General features: G+C 38.9%; 20 protein-coding genes. 1 reads left to right on the forward strand and 19 read right to left on the reverse strand.

Translation table 11 applies throughout. From position 1 onward, the window contains the following. Positions 1 to 77 precede the first annotated feature (77 nt). The 5 genes from AC3WU2_RS28315 to AC3WU2_RS28335 all read right to left on the reverse strand — a co-directional run bounded on the left by AC3WU2_RS28315 (position 78) and on the right by AC3WU2_RS28335 (position 3,233). Complete coding sequence (locus tag AC3WU2_RS28315) at positions 78 to 539, reverse strand: hypothetical protein (protein WP_492458252.1); 462 nt, start codon at positions 537 to 539, stop codon at positions 78 to 80. A 77-nt stretch (positions 540 to 616) separates the two neighbouring features. Then, positions 617 to 1,009: a nucleoside 2-deoxyribosyltransferase gene (locus AC3WU2_RS28320; RefSeq protein WP_492458253.1), complete on the reverse strand. Its 393-nt coding sequence runs from the start codon at positions 1,007 to 1,009 to the stop codon at positions 617 to 619. 105 nt (positions 1,010 to 1,114) lie between these two features. After that, positions 1,115 to 1,453, reverse strand: a complete 339-nt coding sequence (locus AC3WU2_RS28325; protein WP_492458254.1) for a hypothetical protein — start codon at positions 1,451 to 1,453, stop codon at positions 1,115 to 1,117. Positions 1,454 to 1,479: 26 nt separating this feature from the next. Continuing rightward, positions 1,480 to 2,229: a kanamycin nucleotidyltransferase C-terminal domain-containing protein gene (locus AC3WU2_RS28330; RefSeq protein WP_492458255.1), complete on the reverse strand. Its 750-nt coding sequence runs from the start codon at positions 2,227 to 2,229 to the stop codon at positions 1,480 to 1,482. Between the two features lie 86 nt (positions 2,230 to 2,315). Beyond that, positions 2,316 to 3,233 (reverse strand): GNAT family N-acetyltransferase, encoded by a 918-nt coding sequence (locus AC3WU2_RS28335; protein ID WP_492458256.1) that lies wholly within the window; start codon positions 3,231 to 3,233, stop codon positions 2,316 to 2,318. Between the two features lie 685 nt (positions 3,234 to 3,918). On the opposite strand from AC3WU2_RS28335, the gene AC3WU2_RS28340 reads away from it, so the two are divergent. After that, positions 3,919 to 6,180, forward strand: a complete 2,262-nt coding sequence (locus AC3WU2_RS28340) for a PQQ-dependent sugar dehydrogenase (protein WP_492458257.1) — start codon at positions 3,919 to 3,921, stop codon at positions 6,178 to 6,180. 197 nt (positions 6,181 to 6,377) lie between these two features. On the opposite strand, the gene AC3WU2_RS28345 is transcribed toward AC3WU2_RS28340, so the two are convergent. The 14 genes from AC3WU2_RS28345 to AC3WU2_RS28410 all read right to left on the reverse strand — a co-directional run bounded on the left by AC3WU2_RS28345 (position 6,378) and on the right by AC3WU2_RS28410 (position 17,883). Next, a complete protein-coding gene (locus tag AC3WU2_RS28345) occupies positions 6,378 to 7,073 on the reverse strand; it encodes a nicotinamide mononucleotide transporter (RefSeq protein ID WP_492458258.1) in 696 nt (231 codons plus the stop codon). 4 nt (positions 7,074 to 7,077) lie between these two features. After that, positions 7,078 to 7,800 carry a nucleoside phosphorylase gene (locus AC3WU2_RS28350; RefSeq protein WP_492458259.1) on the reverse strand — a complete coding sequence of 241 codons (723 nt, stop codon included), beginning with the start codon at positions 7,798 to 7,800 and terminating at the stop codon, positions 7,078 to 7,080. A 5-nt stretch (positions 7,801 to 7,805) separates the two neighbouring features. After that, on the reverse strand, positions 7,806 to 8,459 hold the full coding sequence (locus tag AC3WU2_RS28355; RefSeq protein WP_492458260.1) for a Crp/Fnr family transcriptional regulator: 654 nt from the start codon (positions 8,457 to 8,459) through the stop codon (positions 7,806 to 7,808). Positions 8,460 to 9,057: 598 nt separating this feature from the next. Then, entirely contained in the window at positions 9,058 to 9,657 is a 600-nt protein-coding gene (locus AC3WU2_RS28360) for a class I SAM-dependent methyltransferase (RefSeq protein WP_492458261.1), read from the reverse strand. Positions 9,658 to 9,728: 71 nt separating this feature from the next. Next, positions 9,729 to 10,205 (reverse strand): hypothetical protein, encoded by a 477-nt coding sequence (locus AC3WU2_RS28365; protein WP_492458262.1) that lies wholly within the window; start codon positions 10,203 to 10,205, stop codon positions 9,729 to 9,731. A gap of 222 nt (positions 10,206 to 10,427) precedes the next feature. After that, positions 10,428 to 11,213: a helix-turn-helix domain-containing protein gene (locus tag AC3WU2_RS28370; RefSeq protein ID WP_492458271.1), complete on the reverse strand. Its 786-nt coding sequence runs from the start codon at positions 11,211 to 11,213 to the stop codon at positions 10,428 to 10,430. Positions 11,214 to 11,463: 250 nt separating this feature from the next. After that, complete coding sequence (locus tag AC3WU2_RS28375; RefSeq protein WP_268618397.1) at positions 11,464 to 11,889, reverse strand: NUDIX hydrolase; 426 nt, start codon at positions 11,887 to 11,889, stop codon at positions 11,464 to 11,466. A 146-nt stretch (positions 11,890 to 12,035) separates the two neighbouring features. Then, on the reverse strand, positions 12,036 to 12,950 hold the full coding sequence (locus AC3WU2_RS28380; RefSeq protein WP_492458263.1) for a helix-turn-helix domain-containing protein: 915 nt from the start codon (positions 12,948 to 12,950) through the stop codon (positions 12,036 to 12,038). Between the two features lie 222 nt (positions 12,951 to 13,172). Beyond that, a complete protein-coding gene (locus AC3WU2_RS28385) occupies positions 13,173 to 13,334 on the reverse strand; it encodes a hypothetical protein (RefSeq protein ID WP_492458264.1) in 162 nt (53 codons plus the stop codon). A gap of 389 nt (positions 13,335 to 13,723) precedes the next feature. After that, positions 13,724 to 14,332 carry a GrpB family protein gene (locus tag AC3WU2_RS28390; protein WP_492458265.1) on the reverse strand — a complete coding sequence of 203 codons (609 nt, stop codon included), beginning with the start codon at positions 14,330 to 14,332 and terminating at the stop codon, positions 13,724 to 13,726. Positions 14,333 to 14,404: 72 nt separating this feature from the next. Then, complete coding sequence (locus AC3WU2_RS28395; protein ID WP_492458266.1) at positions 14,405 to 14,968, reverse strand: uridine kinase family protein; 564 nt, start codon at positions 14,966 to 14,968, stop codon at positions 14,405 to 14,407. A 263-nt stretch (positions 14,969 to 15,231) separates the two neighbouring features. Next, positions 15,232 to 15,789 carry a GNAT family N-acetyltransferase gene (locus AC3WU2_RS28400; protein ID WP_492458267.1) on the reverse strand — a complete coding sequence of 186 codons (558 nt, stop codon included), beginning with the start codon at positions 15,787 to 15,789 and terminating at the stop codon, positions 15,232 to 15,234. 305 nt (positions 15,790 to 16,094) lie between these two features. Further along, positions 16,095 to 16,766 carry a hypothetical protein gene (locus AC3WU2_RS28405; RefSeq protein ID WP_492458268.1) on the reverse strand — a complete coding sequence of 224 codons (672 nt, stop codon included), beginning with the start codon at positions 16,764 to 16,766 and terminating at the stop codon, positions 16,095 to 16,097. Positions 16,767 to 17,094: 328 nt separating this feature from the next. Continuing rightward, positions 17,095 to 17,883, reverse strand: a complete 789-nt coding sequence (locus AC3WU2_RS28410; protein ID WP_492458269.1) for a class I SAM-dependent methyltransferase — start codon at positions 17,881 to 17,883, stop codon at positions 17,095 to 17,097. Between the last annotated feature and the right edge of the window lie 292 nt (positions 17,884 to 18,175).

The raw sequence follows: 18,175 nt of genomic DNA on the forward strand, positions 1-18,175 counted from the left end.
ACGCCCCCTGAATAATTCCATTTGATCCTGAACCAAATTGTACCAAAATGGTCACTTCGATAAATCAAATTATCGCTTTATTTTATTGCTATTTTTTTGAATTCCAAATAAATTATGGCACCTGATGAGAAAAATAATTCATGAGATAAGAACTCATCATTTACCTCTAGCAATTCAGATGCTACGCAATCGTGAACACCTAAACAATCAATGTCATTACTAGCCTCATCAAAATTAAAATTAATACATCTGACTTGCTTGTATTGAATCAAATTAATTTTTGAATCAGAAAATAATAAATTCACATTAGTTGGATGCTTGTTAGAATTACCTTGTTCAATTTCTAATTTATGAAAATTTAAATCATGTAAAAGATTTTCGTATTCAATTTTCCATACTTTTTTTGATATTCTTTGTTGAATTTTAAGTAATTGAGTCAGGTAGGCATCATGAGCTTTCGACCATAATTTAGCTAGTTCTTTATCTTCATCAGAACCTATTACTACTTCTCTTAAAAAAATATCAGTGAAATACTTCATTGTTGCCCTCCCAATTATGGACTAACACAGGACGCGGGAATCTAACTGGTAATTTAAATGATCCACCTGTCGTTCAATCATGTTTGGTACACTAGACAGACAGAATCTATCAACTCCTCTAATGAGCCAATAATCTGTTCGATTTCGTCTATATGATAAAAAGTACATGTGGTTCCGATATCATTGATTTCATGTGCTGAGGAGTATAAATATATTTTCTTTTTCGCTCCTATAGCAATTCCTAACTCTACATGGCTCCCTTTCCCCGCTGGAAATATAACAATTACAACATCTGCATCCAAAACCCCTGTTACTTCTTCTTGGCCAATTTTACAGAGTTTTGATATGGAGTCTATATTTGAGTGTGTTGTCCAATCGTACGTTTGTATAAACCCACGGGCTTTTAAACTTTCAGCAACTCGCCGTACATTTTCTATATTTTTGAGACTGGATGCTATGTAAAATTTCACATGCTTCCCCCGTTCCGATTTCTTTAGTAGTTATATATTAACACATATTGGAAGTGTCCTGCGCGTTAGTTAAGCAAAGACAGCCGACACAGAAAGCCGGCTGCCTTAAACTCTGTTTATATAAAATGATTCGAACTCGGGAACAGAATCGAACTGGTTCAAAGATACTCCTTCTGTTCTTAGGTGAATCTCCAACTTTTCTATAAGCTGCAGAACGGCTATTCTTAACGGTTCGAAATTTGTTGGATCCAACAGAGTGACAAGATCTGGATACCCATAACGAACGTAATACTCTCGATGCTCGCCTAAGTCAACAATACCAGGCCAACGTCCTTTTTCAGCAGCATACAATATTCGGGATAGCCCGTCTTGAACACCTATAGCAACGAAGAAAGCTGTTTCGTAATGGCCCTTTTCGCATGCGGTTAGCAGCTTGTTCATCATCCCCCTTTCTTCTTCGTAATACCCCTTCATTCGCTCTTTGTAAGAGCGAATCTCTTCTTGACTGTTTTGTCGCTCCAATAAAGGCGAAGAGTATCTGAAGTCAGTTTCTCACATGCCGACATAATTTCATCGGGAGTAGAACTCAACATCATGGTGTCGAGGTGTTCATCCAGTTGTTCAGGCTTAATGGGGAGATTTCTGATCTGCTCACGATAGTGGCCCCAACTGCGCTTGTAGTAGATTTGGTTTAAAAATCCAAGTGACTTAAAGATGTTTCCGGCTAACTCTTGAGCTTGGGTTCGACAATAGGATAGCTCCTTAGAGTGTTCTGACAGTTGCATTTTAGCCAGGTTAATAAGGCATTCTGTTAATACAGATTCGGCTTTGTTAATCATAGTAGATGCTTTGGCGTCATTCCCCATGATGGCTATCTTCTCTCGAAGACACATGAATCTAGAAAAATCATCATCAGATCGTACATACAATAGTTCACAATCTGCAATAATCGTAGTACTCCACTCATCAAATGTTGCCATCCTTTCAGCACGCTCCCAACCGATTGGCCAAAAATCAAAGCTTATACCGTCGATTAGAAACTGGCATTCCACTTGTCTTCCTCTATCCGTGGCCGGAATGAAGAAGAAATCCAAATCCGACCGCTCCGTCGCTCTACCCTGCAAATATGATCCATAATATCCAACGATAGCAACATCTTGGGGGTAATGAGTCTGAATATGATTGACAATTATATCAGCTACGGCAAAAACATTAACCATCTAATTACCTCCTTGCTGTATTTCATTTTTGAATACGTTGGTAAGCATCAATCTGGCAGTATCCTGGTCTTAATAGACTGGTACAGTCAAGAGAAGGACTTACACCATACAAACATATTTCCGAGTTCTTGGAAGCCAACCCTCGTGTAGACGCGCATCGCGTCATCAGGCTCTGGATCAAGCGTCCACATTCCCCCATGATTGATATAGAGTTTACTGACGCCGGCATCCTTTAACCTGCGCATACACTCGTACAACATGTTAGTTGCCAATCCCCTTCTTCGATGCGTGGGAGCCGTTCCAAACGGTTCGATAATTGCGATATTGTTCTCACTATCGAACCAGATATTTGCAAAGCCGACGACTTGATTCACCTCGTCTACTATAACCAAGTCCAAATCCTGATGATAGGTTGGACAGGACATCAAACGGTCGTATATCTCCATATCCGGCGCTGTTAATCCCGCTGAACCGCTCATGATATTGACTTTTTGCTCTAAATCACCCGTCTCGATCGGACGCACCATGAAACCCTCGGGAAAACGAGGCTCTTGAATCACATTTTCTAAATCAATTACCCCAGAATACATGTACCAAGTATGCTGTTCGTATCCCCTAGCCTTCAGCGTCTCTACTCGGTGAAAATCCTCGACATAACTCCAAATATAAACCTCATGTCCGCTACGATCTTCAAGTGATGGACCACAATAATATTGTTCCATCCAGGCGAATACTTCTTCTTCCAGATGAACGTACTCAGACCCAGTAAAGCAATAAAGAATGCGATAATGCCCTGGCCAAATTGCGCCGATAATGGTCCCATTATCGATTTCGGAAACCATCAGATTTCGAAGGAATTTTTCACCACCGAAGGCGCGATTATAGTCAAAATCCCCTAGACTAGGATAAAAACGGCGGGCTGGGTCGGCAAACTTTTGGGTGATTATCTTTCGGAGTGCCATGTAATCGCTCTCATCTCTGTATTTACGAAATTGCATTGACATGTCTTTCACTCTCCGTTGGGTTCAAATCACCTAACTTCAGCATATCATCCTTTGTAAATATTCTAACTTCTACTTCGCTCAAGCCAAAACACCACCATTATTTTAATTTTCAAATAACAGTATTATTTTACCAATTTTTTGATAATTCGTTTGATATTAAATAGTTATAATCAATTTTTATCGGACCTTACAATAATACTCTTTAAGTCGATAATCACTACGTTGCCCGCTACTAGAGTAAAGGGATGGTCTTCCCAGCCCCTTGTGTTGTGTAATAAACACCTGCTTTAGACGTTTCCGCTTTGATCTTCCGGTGATGCATCCTCAGAAAGTCAAGCACTTCTTCAACAGACCATAAACCCACAATTAGGGTTTTCATCGGGTGCATCGTTAGCTCTAATCTTTCCATGATCGTTTGGATAAGTTCATACGATCGGATCGCATCTTTTCTCGTCTTGCACACCACCACGCAGTCATCCGCATAGCACGTAAATTCTCCATAACAGGTCGAAAAGAAAGAGAATAAAAGAATGCATCGGATGGTTGTAATTAGATTTTAATATTTATTTTCGTATAATTAAGTTCCGATATTAGATAAATATGGTAAAATAAAGATCGAAAGTATAAGCGGTTTAATTTTCAGGGGAGGAGGATTTCATCCAAAATCTAAAAAGGAGGTGTAGCGATGATTACACGAAGCAAAATTATGGCTTTGAGTCTCTGCTTTTGTATGCTACTCGCTTTATTACCTACATCAGGCTTCGCCGAGGCAGAGGTTGATGTCGCAGCTATGGCAGGTGCTGTACCGAATCCGTGGAAGCAACAAAATATCGGTTCTCCTGGATTAACGGGTAGCGCTTCTTACGATCCAGGGGTTGATCAATTTACCGTAAGCGGCGCAGGTACAGACATCTGGGGCAAATCAGATCAGTTCAATTATCTCTATCAGCCCTGGACGGGAGACGGCGCCATTATTGCCCTTGTTTCTTCTCAGACCAATTCACACGATTTTGCGAAGGCCGGTATAATGATAAGGGAAACGTTGAATGCCAATTCCAAGCATGCCGATTTGCTATTGACGCCTTCCAACGGGTTCACGTTCCAGTACCGGACTGAGACGGGAGGAGCATCTCAGAGTGTTAAAATTGCTTCGACGAGCCCAGCCTGGGTAAAGCTTGAACGCAAAGGCAATGTGATCAAAGGATATGTATCCAACAACGGGTTGAACTGGGGCGATTTGGGCAACTTGACTCTGAATATGAATGCTTCGTTGTATGTAGGATTGGCTGTCACCAGCCATAATGTATCCAGCCTAAGCACGGCCACCTTTGACAAGGTAAAAGTCAATGCCACCGGTGATGTATTCCCGCCTACAGAACCAACAAACTTGCAAGCAAACCGTGTAACGGATACAACTGCGAACATATCCTGGACCGCATCGCTGGATGATGTTGGTGTGAAGGGCTATGACTTATACAAAGATAATGTCATGACGCAAGCGAATGTCAAGGATACGACCTACACCTTTACCGGATTAACGCCGGATACCACCTATCAATTCACGGTCAAAGCCAAAGATGCGGCAGGGAATATCTCCAACGCCAGCAGCCCTCTCACCGTAAAAACGACAAACCAAACCGATACGCAGGCCCCGACTGCTCCGACAGGACTTGTAAGCCCAAGCAAAACATCTTCGTCTGTCAATTTGACTTGGACGGCATCGACAGATAACGTTGGCGTCTATGCGTACGACATTTATAATAGTGGCACACTCACCGGAAACACGCCTGCGACATCTTTTAATGTAACAGGGCTTACGGCAAATACCTCGTATACCTTCACCGTAAAAGCAAGGGACTTAGCAGGAAATATATCTGCAGCTAGCAATGCGTTGTCTGTCAAAACCAGCCCTGCCTCTTCCGATCCTTATACGCCAGAGGTTGTCGCTAACAACTTGGAAACACCATGGGCTGTTGATTTTGCACCGGATGGGCGGATTTTCTTCACCGAGCGCAATAGCGGCAGAGTTCGTGTCATTGAGAACGGGAAGTTGAAATCCACGCCGGTCATTACGCTGGGCTCACCTTTCTATTACATGCCTAAGAGTGAAGGCGGCTTATTGGGACTGGTACTCGATCCTAATTTCGCCACCAATCATTACATGTATATCTACCATTCATACAAAACATCAGACAACAAAGTAGCCAATCAAGTCGTTCGGCTTAAAGAGGATAACAACATCGCTACAGTAGACAAAGTTCTTATCACGAACCTTCCGGGTGCGGTCTATCACAATGGCGGCCGGCTGAAAATAGGTCCCGACAAAAAGCTGTATTTCGGTGACGGCAACTACGGCAATAAAGACGATACACTTACTTATCTCGGGGGGAAAATATTCCGTCTGAATTTGGACGGCACCATTCCGAGTGATAATCCGTTTGCCTCCTCTCCCATTTATAGCCGTGGACACCGGAATCCTCAAGGATTAGCATGGCAGCCTGGAACGAATCGTCTCTTTGCATCGGAGCACGGTGAATCCTCTAAAGATGAGATTAATTACATTCAGCCCGGTTACAATTACGGTTGGCCTAAATATGAGGGTGGGAATCAGAATCAACCAGGCATTACGCCTCCGCTCATTTATGCGAATGGCACAACCTGGGCGCCTTCGGGCATGACTTTTGTAACTCAAGGGCCGTGGGCAGGAAATCTACTTGTTACCAATTTAAAAGGCAAACAGATCATTCGCATGATCATTGGAGAGCAGAACGGCCAACCGACGATCAAGAGCAGTGATCTTACTTACTTGTTTGTGAATAAATACGGACGCATTCGCGATATTGTCGAGGCGCCAGACGGATCACTCTATTTCGTCACCAGTAACAATGGCGACAAAAACGGTGACGGCACCCCGGATAAACTTATTCGATTGGCACCTAACTTCTAGCGAATATGAATCTATACGACTTCTTGATCTGTTTAAGCTTCTAGATTACTTGGGAAACGGAAATATATCGTGTATCGCATATTACCTGAAAAATAAAACAAGACCCTCCTTCATTCGAAGGTTTGGGTCTTGTCTTTTGTTGGTAATCTCTGATGGAATCAGGCTCGATCCCGTCTACGTATGTTGTAGTTAATTATTTATTCTTCGCCGTATCCATACCATAGAATCGCTGCTTTAATGGAATTGAGCTGGAACATAATGGTCATGGACAAGTAAATCATTGCTGTCGGACTATTACCTTGAACAATAACGTAGATTTGCAGAGCCAAGTTAATAAAGTTAGCAAGAATCCAACCGATCCAAGAAATCGCTTTACCCTCTACCATCAAATATTGCGAAATAACTTGGACGAGGAACACTAAAACGTTAAACACGATGACCCACATCGGTGCATCAGCAGGCAGGATCGTACCGCCATAGAAGTAGAGAACAACAGAACCAACCAAAGCAATAATTGCTGAAATATATAAATTGGATTTCGTTACTTTCGTGACTTCAATTTCTTTTCCCATCGTCAGAAAGCCTTTGGCGTACAGCACAGCACAGTAGATCCCTACGAACACATTTCCTAGCAAGCCGTATCTAAAGTTATTAAACGTATCAAATATAGCTCCTACGACACCTAAACCACTGGCCGTTTTCCCATATTGATTGGCGAAGAGCAACACGATTACCATACCTAGAATACCGCCAATAAATGAGGTAACGAGAAGAAGATCAAAGGTACCACTATAACTATAATAAGTGCTAGCCATCACCAGAATGATCCCCAATATGAGCCAACATGCGTCCCACGTTTTGCTTTTTAGAACTTTATATATTCCTTGTTTCATACACCTATTCCTCCTCCGTTAGAACGGTTAATGCCAATTTGATAGACTGCAATTCTCCAATTTTCATTTGTGATTCTCCTGACACCAATTCATTGACTCCATCTGCCAGAGGTTCCATATAAGGGACTACATTATTGAGAATCGATAAAGTTCGAAGTCCCCTTAAATGGCCAACAACATAGAGTGCGCTTGTCTCCATGTCTGCGCCTAAAACTTGTTTGCGCGACCAGAAATCTTCTACTGCCATATTGTTGTCCATGTAGAAACCGTCATGGCTCCTTGCGATTCCAGCCTTCACTGGAATTTCAGTTTGCTTCATTGCCCGCATCAGTAGCTCACTTGATGGAATGGCAGGGAAATACTTTGGAACATATTTTTCAGTTAAGCCTTCATCACGAACAGCGCCCGTTACAACCATAATTTCGCCAACCTTAAAGCTGCTGTCCATCGCACCGCAGCTCCCGGCACGAATCACGGATTCGACACCAATCGCTTTTAGCTCCTCAATTGCAATGACCATAGAAGGTGCACCAATACCGGTCGACAGGACTAGAATCTTGTGCCCCTTAAACGTACCGATCGCAGATTTGAACTCCCGATTATATGTGATATCTTGTGGATTTTCCAGAACCGATTTCACAATGTCTACCCGGGCGGGGTCTCCTACAACAATTGCTTTTCTGACATCTAACGATCCATCCAGCTGAATATGAGGTTGTTTTTCCATCACTTTCACTCCTTTGAACCCAGCTCAATCAATAAGTTTGGGTTCCGTAATTTAATAACGCCATTATCCATTTCAATCAACTCTAAATCTTTCAGTTCTTTTAACACGCGATCGACACTGCGAGGCGTAGAACTAATCCTTTTTAATAGCGTCTTTCTCTCGATATAATCGCTCTTGCTTAAAGAACTTAACTCCGCAATAACTTGACGCTTCGTAGAGAACAAACTATACGACTCGATTCTTTTGCTTAAATGATAAATTTGTTTGCATAATGATTCTGTCAAATTTCTGGCGAAGCCTCGGTCTAATTCCATCCATTCGAGAAAAGCTTCTCGAGACAATTTTAATAACACCACATCACTTAAAGACTGGACGGAAGAGCTAAAAGGGATTTCCTGAAGAAGCTCATGCTCGCCAATAATATTTCCTGGCTCATAGATGTCAAGCGTGATCTTGCGACCCGAATCGCTTAGAATAAAAATGTCTATTTTTCCTTGAACAATGATATAGACTTCTGAATAGATGGTTCCCTGCTCAAGCTTAAACCTTCCTTTTGCGTACTCTTTGACTTGAAACTTTTTAAGAACCGAATAGGGACAATGTTTTAGAAGCTCTTCAATTACTGGAGAACTTTCTATAATCTCAATGAGTCTGTTCACGCATCTCTTCCTCTCTTCCGGACCGGCAAAGTATGGACTCAGAAATTGATAATCGAATTCGTTCAACATTTCACTCATATTGTATCAGGGAAGACCATGTAAATTAAACGTCAATTATCTTCATAATGGAGATAAAAGAAAACGTTTTCATGTTTTTTGGTAGACAAATGTCTACATTGTCTTTAGTCTGGCGCATGGTGCTTGTTCTATGCGTATTTTATTCTGTATGTGCACTATAAAAAGCATCATTCGTCGTATGAGAAATCTCTTGGGAAAGAATGGTTCTAGAAATATTTAGCGCACGGACCTATCTATCGCTAAAATTGCAACTAACTGTCGCACAAAAAAAGCGGCAGCCATTCGGCCCCGCTTGTGTGCTGTTCGCTTAATCACATTCCACTTCTTACGGTTATATGACGGTAATGGGATCAAGTTCTTGACACTGAATGACAAGTATAGGTTGAGCCAAGGCGAGTCAATTACAGGATTCTTTATCCAATTAAGATGAATGCTCTAGAAAAGATGTTTTGTTTGAGGGTCCATACTATTCCTCGGAAGTATTCGTGATGTTGTTGAATAATCCTGGTCGTTAGTTGAATCACTTTTTGATTCTACAGATGTAAAAAGGGTACTCCGGGAAAATATCATATAGATCCTTTTGTTCAATATGGTAAGTTGTATCTCGTATGTACTGTTCTAACATTTCTACGGGGGTTCTTCTCAAGTTCGCCATAAACAGCAGGTATCCCCCATGTTTTAATAAGCCAAAACACGAGTCTAAACAGCGCTTAAAGTCCTCTGTTTCGTTTATAGCGGATCCGATTAAGGTAACAATATGAAATTCTTCTACGGGTATATCCGAATCAAAAATACTTTTACACAAAACCTCTGAAGGGTTCGGATGTCCCTCTCTCCGCTGCCTATACTCGAAAATTTCGCAGATCCCCATGTCTATATCAATACTTGTTAAGCTACCTCTTCCCTTTAACCAATATCCTAGGTAATCATCCCAATCTCCAGTACCGATACCAACATTACAAACCCGCATTCCTTCAGTAACTGAAAATGCTTTTCTTACGTAATCCCTTGTTATCAATTCTGTATGGATACATTGCGGGGATGAATTCCATTCACCAGCTTCAGGGCTTTTAAGTTCCAGGTAATAATTCAATAATTTTTTATCCATATCATCCAACATATCACCACTTTTATCCATTTAATGATTATGAATTCGCTATATTTTGTAAAATAACCTTCTTCACTAAAACCCTATTTTTTGCGCACATTCGCATTTAGAATATTCCTGCATTTTCTAATTTTTTGTTTGATTTGCTGATTTTCAAAAAAATAAACCTCTGTACCTGACCAAATAAAAACCCAACATACAATGCTTAAAACTCCTGCAATATAGGTATGAGTAGTTGAATACTTCAAGAATATCACCCCAACTATAATACCCAGCACAAACAAAACAATAGCCTTTTTGACATTTCTAGCATGTGTATATTCCTCTTCGTTCAAGATGTTAGAAAAAGTGTTAATTGTGGCAGTCTGCAATGACTTCTCGTCAAAATCATTCTGACCTAAAAAACATAGTTCTACTTCTTTTCTACTACCATTGTGTTGCTTTGACAAAATAAAATCTTCAAGATCAGAGCTTAGGTGAACATCATCTAAGCTATAGTATCTTGAAAACGGAGTATCCGTTTCATCTAAATAGATCTTTATACTTAATTCATCTCGCATATTAACCATCCTTTAACTCCAATGTACTAGTTGAAAGTCAACCTTTTATCAGTATGGTCAAGATAGCGACAATTATTACGAAAACGCGTATGATTTGGTTGTTACTTGTAAACGGTTCTTTTTATATCTATCCATTACTCAACGAATCAAAATGGAGCTGCCTTAAGCACGCTCCTCAACTCTCTTGTCCCATTAGTTCAACAATGATCATGTATAACATCATTACTCACTGCCGTGGATCTGCTCATAGGCAGCGATCAACTCTTCCACCGGAATCCCGTAAATCGTAAGCCCGTTGATTACACATTTTTCTATGCGAACTCCCGACAGATTGCTGTTTTTAATGACGCTATCATGGAAATCAACATCCTCTATATGTATAGGCTCATATTCCTCCGGCTGAAGCAACCAACTATCTCTTAGTGTGGAACCATTAATTCGTAACCCTGACAAATTACAGTTGATTAACTGGACATTGGCTAGGTCACACCTATCAACCGTGCTTCTCTTGAAATCATTCTCCGCGAATCGAATAGGCGTAGTGTGTCCACCCAAATCATGAATGACAGCACCATTCATTTGACTGAACCCAAGCGATAATCCGTCTAGATCAAGGTGCCTAAGAGAAAGGTTCGCCATTCCACTATGGTGAATTCGTATCCCGTTTAGCCGGCTTTCAAATATTTCTGCACCATCCATCACGACATCACGCATGACAATGCCCCTAAGATTAGAACATTCGATCTTCGAATCTTCCAGATCCATGCGCATCATCGTTTTACTATCGTGCGATGGGTTACCATCTCCACCGAATAACAATGAATCAATTGAACAATCAAACAACTTGGAGATCTTTGGTAGCAAGGTGATGTCTGGTGTTGCTATACCGGTCTCCCATTTGGATACGGCTTGGGCGGTAACGCCTAGGAGATCCCCTAATTCCTGCTGTGTCATATTCCGTTCCAACCGAAGAGTTCTTATCCTATCTTGAAACATAATCTTATCCATCACGATTATCCCACCGCCTTTGAATGTATGAATTTATCATTACATAGAGGTGCCATTGACGCAATGTAAGCAAAGTTGATAGGGATACAACCGTTAGTTGTATCAACTACCCAAACCTTATCTTAATGCCACTAAACTGACCGTTAGGTGCACAAAGGCTACCGATCATAACGGCAGCCTTTGAAAGTGTTTATTGAACTATAGTGTCCCGTTAGGTTTACGCGGACCGACGGAAATAACTTATGGCGCTCTAGCAATCCTTAAGCGGAATGGAAAATTCAACATAAAAAGGATGAAGTTCTTCATTCAAGCAAAGCTCAATTCTTTGCTTAAAATTCCCCCAATTTACCATCTCTAATGCTGTTTCGATTGGAAAAAATCCTACTTCTAAAGACTCAGGAGTAGTTGTTAATTCTCCTCCGACTGGTCTGCCTAAAAATAAAGTGTTACAAATACTAGCACTTACATTTTGAAAAACACCACAAAACTTTGTCACTTCTATATCTATACCGCTCTCTTCCTTTGTTTCCCTTATCGCTGCATCTTTCAATGATTCACCTTCTTCAACCTGCCCTCCTGGCATTTCCCATCCTCGTTTAGGTCCTTTTATCAATAATATTTCGTTTCGCTCATTAACTACAATTGTTGCCGCAGAAACTATATGTTTTGGAGCCACTTTATCGTCCTCCTCTTTTTATATTAACAAAACTAGATTACAATAATTTCCTATTTATGTATACTGCCTGTTAGAGAAACAAAGGACTACCACTTGGTAGCCGTTATGTATTGAACTATCGTGTCCCGTTAGTACACAATTCTTTACTATTCATCTTTGATTACAGGAAACAAATAATCAAGAATAATTTTCTGTCCTTTTTCTAGCGGTGTGCAATATCTATCGTATGTGTAGACATCACACCAATAAAAGTTTTCAATATCAATTTTGTATCCTGTTTTCTCGATCGCTTCGGAACAAATTAAGTATGCACAATCAATAATATCGTTAAGGTTATCGGCTTCAATCCATATTTTCGCAACTGTTCCTGCGGATATATTTTCTACATACATTTTTTCAGGAACAGGTGCATCAAGTTCTACAAATTTACCTATGATATATTGGAAATTCTCTTTACCTACAAATTTACTCATATGCCCAAGTCCAATATAATCATCCATATTTTTGCAAATCCATCTTTCAATTCCTTGAATTCTGTCAAAAACACCTTCCTTAAATGCTGAACCCCAGCACTCTTCTCCTGCCATTTGAAACGAAGTCATTTTCATCATACCTATAATTTTACGAGCTCCAAATTCTACATACTCGATTTTTTTAAGATCTGCCATGATTCGTTTTCCTCCTACAATTCTAATATTTGTAAAGGAGGTGCGAGGATAATCATTAAGCTGTTCTCCAGCCTTCCTAATACTAGAAGGTGAAACCTTGTGATGCTCTTTGAATGCTCTTGTGAAAGCAGCATGGGAATTGAAGCCATATTTCATAGCTATATCAATAATTTTCTCATTGCTATTTCTGATATCATAACCAGCCAACGTCAATCGACGTCTTCTCAAATACTCATTAATCGTAATTCCTGTAATATATACGAAAATACGCTGGAATAAGGGAGCAGGACAACCTGCAATTTTAGAAATGACACGATAATCAACTTCATCTGAGCAAGGTATAATATTCTCCAGGTATTCCACTACACACTCAAAAGCATTAAAGTTATCCATTACGCGCACCTCCTCTCATATGAAAATTATAGGAATTTGTTCACCATATCACTTTACAAGAACTGTACATTTTTTGTAAAGAAAATACGTATTATGCCATAATTCATTACGGTTTGTTGAACTATACTGTCCGTTAGCTGATAAGGATATATTCTTCTTATCAATGAAATTTGTGATGGTTTCTGCAAAAAGCATAGGTACAACATGACCATACGGATCTCCTCACATTCTTTTCTTTGTCGCAATCGGCGTTACTCCATGCATCCGTTGAAAATGATACTTCAATGACATTGCAGCTCTAGCAATATCATCGATTTCGATGTTCAACTGCAAATTCACTTCCACGTAATCAATCGCCTGCCGACGCATCCGAAGAGCTTCCACTTGATCCCATCTCCTTTCTTTATCAGTTTAGACGATCAACTGAAAGACATCCTGTTCTAAAATGCTTTGTTCTGTCTGAAAACTTTTCCGTTAAATGCACTTATGACCAGTTCATTCCATAAATACCCACCAAAATATATATAAGCATTAGCAAGAGCGCCCAATATAAGATATTAAACGGGTTATCCCAAATATTGAAACGGACTTTAATCCATTTCAGAGGATTCTTCATAATAAAACCTCTCTTTCACCCTGTTTGAAAACATATGTGAATTATATACAAATATCTATGTTGAGCAATAAGATTGGTACTTCAACAAATCAAAAAGGAGCCGCCCCAAGCAAGCTCCTCAACTATTGTTCTCCGATAGTGAAGTAAAGAAAATCTTTTATAATCTCTCTTTCGCCAGTTTGGTTATCTCTCTAATGAATTCCGTCTTATTTTCAGTATAGGCTTCTCTATCATACTTATAGATTTCGGCTAATTTAAACTTTAGGTCTTCATACTGTTTGGCAACAGTAGGATTCGCCCGTAGATAATCCCTAAAATACACTCTATCCCAAAGAAAGTTTAAATCTTTTGTACCCATGTGTATATGGAAAGATTCTTTTTCTAATCCTGTCGGGGAATATCCTTTAATAAACATCAGATGATTTTTCTGCTCTTTCATATGTATATAATTATTTTGAGTCATCTTGCTAATTATTAATTCACTTACTCCATTTTCCTTTGGAATCTCCACAAGGATATCAATTGTAGGCTTTGCTGATAAATTTGGTACAGCCGTACTGCCGATATGTTCTATTCTTAGAGCTGTTTCAGAACTGAGAATGTTGGTTAAGGTTTGTTTTTCATTTTTAAACTGTGAAGTCCAATTTGTATCGTAAGGTACAACCGTGATTGGATATAATTTCCCAAGCTCATCTTTGTTCATAACTGACTCCTTCACTAATTGTACAATCCAATTGGTAATAACATTCCACATCAGCAACTTCATTCCAAAACTCCCGTTTGAATCGTTTCTTGCACTCTATCGCATAGCCGAAGGCTCTCTAATTTCAGGAATGACTCATTTGCTTATCATACTATTTATCCAACAACAGATTATATTTTTCGATATACCCTGTAGATGGTTACCATTAATGACCATATCAGCAAAATTTTTTGTACGCAGTACATATTCTATTTCTCTATGTTTTGCAGCATCTAGGTAATATGTTGCAACTTCCTCAAAACCCACGCCCCAATTTTTCATATTTCTACTTATCCTTCGATACATGCGTTCATCTGAATCAAGATCAACAAAGATCTTTACATCTAACATTTTTCTTAACTCTTCAAAGTAAAGTGTGAAAATGCCTTCTAAGATAATTACATCAGGTTGATTTTCAGCACTTAGTAAGTTGTTTAAGTACTCCATTAACTTGTAATAGTCTAACGCATCTGGATGGTTAAAATCGTCGTACTCCACATTTGATACAGGCGATATCATCTTTGGCAAATCCTTTTTATAGAAATCGTCTGTTGAGACAACAGCTACTTGATAATCTTTAAGTTCTTTAACTATAATGTCGCAGTAAGTTGACTTCCCGCTGCCCGAACCGCCTGCAATTCCCACAACAATAGGTTTCAATCTTGCCAGCTCCTCTTTTTGTATTTGAAACTTTTATAGGAATAATATTCCACCAGCTGCAGGTAAATCCTCCTTACACTGTTATTAATCTGCCCGTAAGCTAGGTAAAGGCAGCCGACACAAAAAATGAACTGCACCTCCAACTGTTAGATGGTGTCTAACAATTGGGGTACTGTTCACAAAAGAAGTTTGCTCCCTTTAACTGTCTTTATTGAGCTATCATGTCCCGTTAGTGAAGAGACCTCTAGTTATTGTCTTAAAATCTACAACTCTGTTTTTAATGAAGATAGCATGGCTACATCCCTAATTCCGTTACCTAGGATATACTGTCTTAAAGTCCCTTCATTGAAAAAACCAGCTTTAATAAGACACTTTATTGATGCTATATTCTCAACAGCAACTAACGCTTGAATTCTATGAAGCCCAACAAATGCATGACCAAATTTTGTAACTTCAACTATTGCTTCACTCATAATGCCTTGATTCCAATAATCTTTAGATAAAAAGTATGCAACATCAGCCATTGCTGATTTAACGAAATTTGTACATTCAATATATCCAATTGCTTTATCAATATCCTTTAGGCAAACTGCCCAAATAAAAGCACTTCTGTTTTTATTAAATCTTAAATCACAAGTTCTAATCCAGTTTTCTATCTCTTCAATAGTTTTTGATCCTTCACCTGTTTCCATATATCTTTGAACATCTGGGTCCGATTTAATTAATTGAAATTCTGTTGCATCATGTTGATTCAATTGCCTTAATAATAACCTTCTTGTTTCTAATATTGGAAATTGGTCAAATTTTGACTTAAAGCTCATTTATACTGTCTCCTTTGTTTATAGAATGTCTTTCCCCGATGTCTGTAATCCATAATTACCCAAAATTATAACGCATGTTTGTTCTTATGAAAATAATTACCATTAAATTATCCATCCCGTTAGCTTAACAACAATGGCAACTTTTTAACTTGCCTGCTGCCGATGAGATCATATCGGGAATGTAAAAAAGTTCTTGATATCATAAAAATAAAAAGCCGCATAATCAGCGGCTTCTCATGTTACGATGTTTTTGTCACACGACATCGGCTGCCAAGGGTCGAACGGCCCGCAGCGTAGCTACGGTGTTATGTGCTGTTACTTGCCCTCTTCGAATTTGCCATTAAAGTTCGTGCTTTATAGTATATCCATGTACTAAACAAAGACTCTTTATCTTTGTGAACAGCTACTTTATTCAAGAAATAAAAATCTGATAAGGATACGCTTATTTTGCCTACTGGGGTTACATATTCATTGCAAGTCCACTCATCAAATTGCACTTTTCCTTGTCCAGACATATGAAATTTTTCTTTAGGTAGTATGTACAGCATGCCATCCGTCCAAGGATTGTTTTTTATTGTAGATTCATTTATTGAATAATAATGGTACTTTTTGTTTCGTCCTATAAGACATCCATTTCGAAAACTCCCGATTAATGCACTTCGATTAAATACTGCATAGAAAATAGACCATATTGGTTCTGTCGTCGCAAACACAGCTGTCGTTAGTTCATTGTTGTACAATGTTTGTTCGCGTGGTTCAAATCTTTCAATATTGCGATAATTAGAACCGTGAAACACGTAGTTTCCTTTCAATGATAAATACTGTAGAAAACGGTACTTGGGGTATTGTAAAGTATAGTCAATTAATCGACCTTCATTAACTGATTTTGATAACTCTTCATATTTCTCGATTTCTTCTTTAGTAAAAGCAACGATGGGAGATTGATACATCAATATCGATAGAATAAGTGAAATCATCTACTTGAAAATAACCCTCCCCATATACCCTGCAAGTAATTGCACATAACGTTTTATTCACGAACTTCGTAAATAATTCCGTATGTAGGGTATATTCGCGAAACTCTTGAACTATCCTGCCCGATACTTCAATAAAAGGGCTGCCGAACGCCGGCTGCCGTCGTGTCTTTGTTGAACTAAGGTGTCCCGTTAGTTTAGCTTTTTTACAAATTAACTCGCTAGTTTTACTTCAATTTTCTCAACCCACAGGCAATCCTTTTAAAGCCACTGATGCGTATAATATAAAAGATTGCGGCTTATATAACCGCAAATTATGCTTAACTACCGATTAAAGTTTTCTTGCTTTAAAAACGAAAGACAAGGGAAACATTTTCGCATTGAAAGCAGAATGATATTTCTGTTCAACTTTACTCTCACTTTCAAGGGTTTGTTTATCAGTTTCTTCTATCATTTCCTCAATAAAAAATCCTGCTTTAGATAAAGCGTTAATATACGTTGAAATTTTCCTTTTGCTGAGTGAAACATCAAAGCCGTATTTTTCAAACGTAAAAAGATTTTCATCGTAATAAGAGCTTTTAACTACAAGATTATCTTCTTCAATTTCCATACATCTCATGACAGGGTGATCCCAGCTGAATATAAAAGTACCACCTTTTTTTAAATAGGATGCGATCAGATTAAATGTTTTTTGTAAATCGGTAGTCCAACCGATTGCATATATTGAATAAACAATATCAAAATAACCCATCGGTAAACCTGGATTCACTTCCATGGGACTATTGAATAAATGTGCTTCATATCCGCAATCTTTTAAATAACGGGTTGCATTTTCAATTTGCTGAGTTGACATATCAAGTCCCCAAAGTTCTGATGCATTATGGTCACCATGATATTTAAGAGAGTGCCCACTTCCACAACCAATTTCAAGAACTTTTTTACCAGACACATCACCAAACAAATGTAAGTCTTCTTCGGATGGTATTAAGTATCCGAGTTCTGGGAGTGCAGTTACACCGAACCATTTGTCAGCAGTATTATCCCAAAACTTTTTATTTTGTTCTAAAAGCCCTTTATTATCAAGAGTGTTTTTTCTTGAATTTAATAATATATTGCTCATTTAAACATCTCCTTAATTGTTGGTTTCGAATGAACCTATCGTAAATTGTATTATCTTTTTTTACAAACCTCAAAAACGCACGTTCGCTATTTATCATAAATTTACACATTCGCATTATAATGCCTAAATTTAGGATTTTCAGAAAATAATAACTCTGTTTACCTCTCGAAACCTTAGATTCCCTCATCTTTCCTCTGCTAGTACATTAAGCTATACTCCCTCTATAGAGAAACGCTTAGCTCTTAAATACTCTCGTTTTCTCAGGTTTTGACCATCAATACTTTTAAGTAGA

The organism is Paenibacillus sp. EB106-05-06-XG162 (assembly GCF_058791655.1).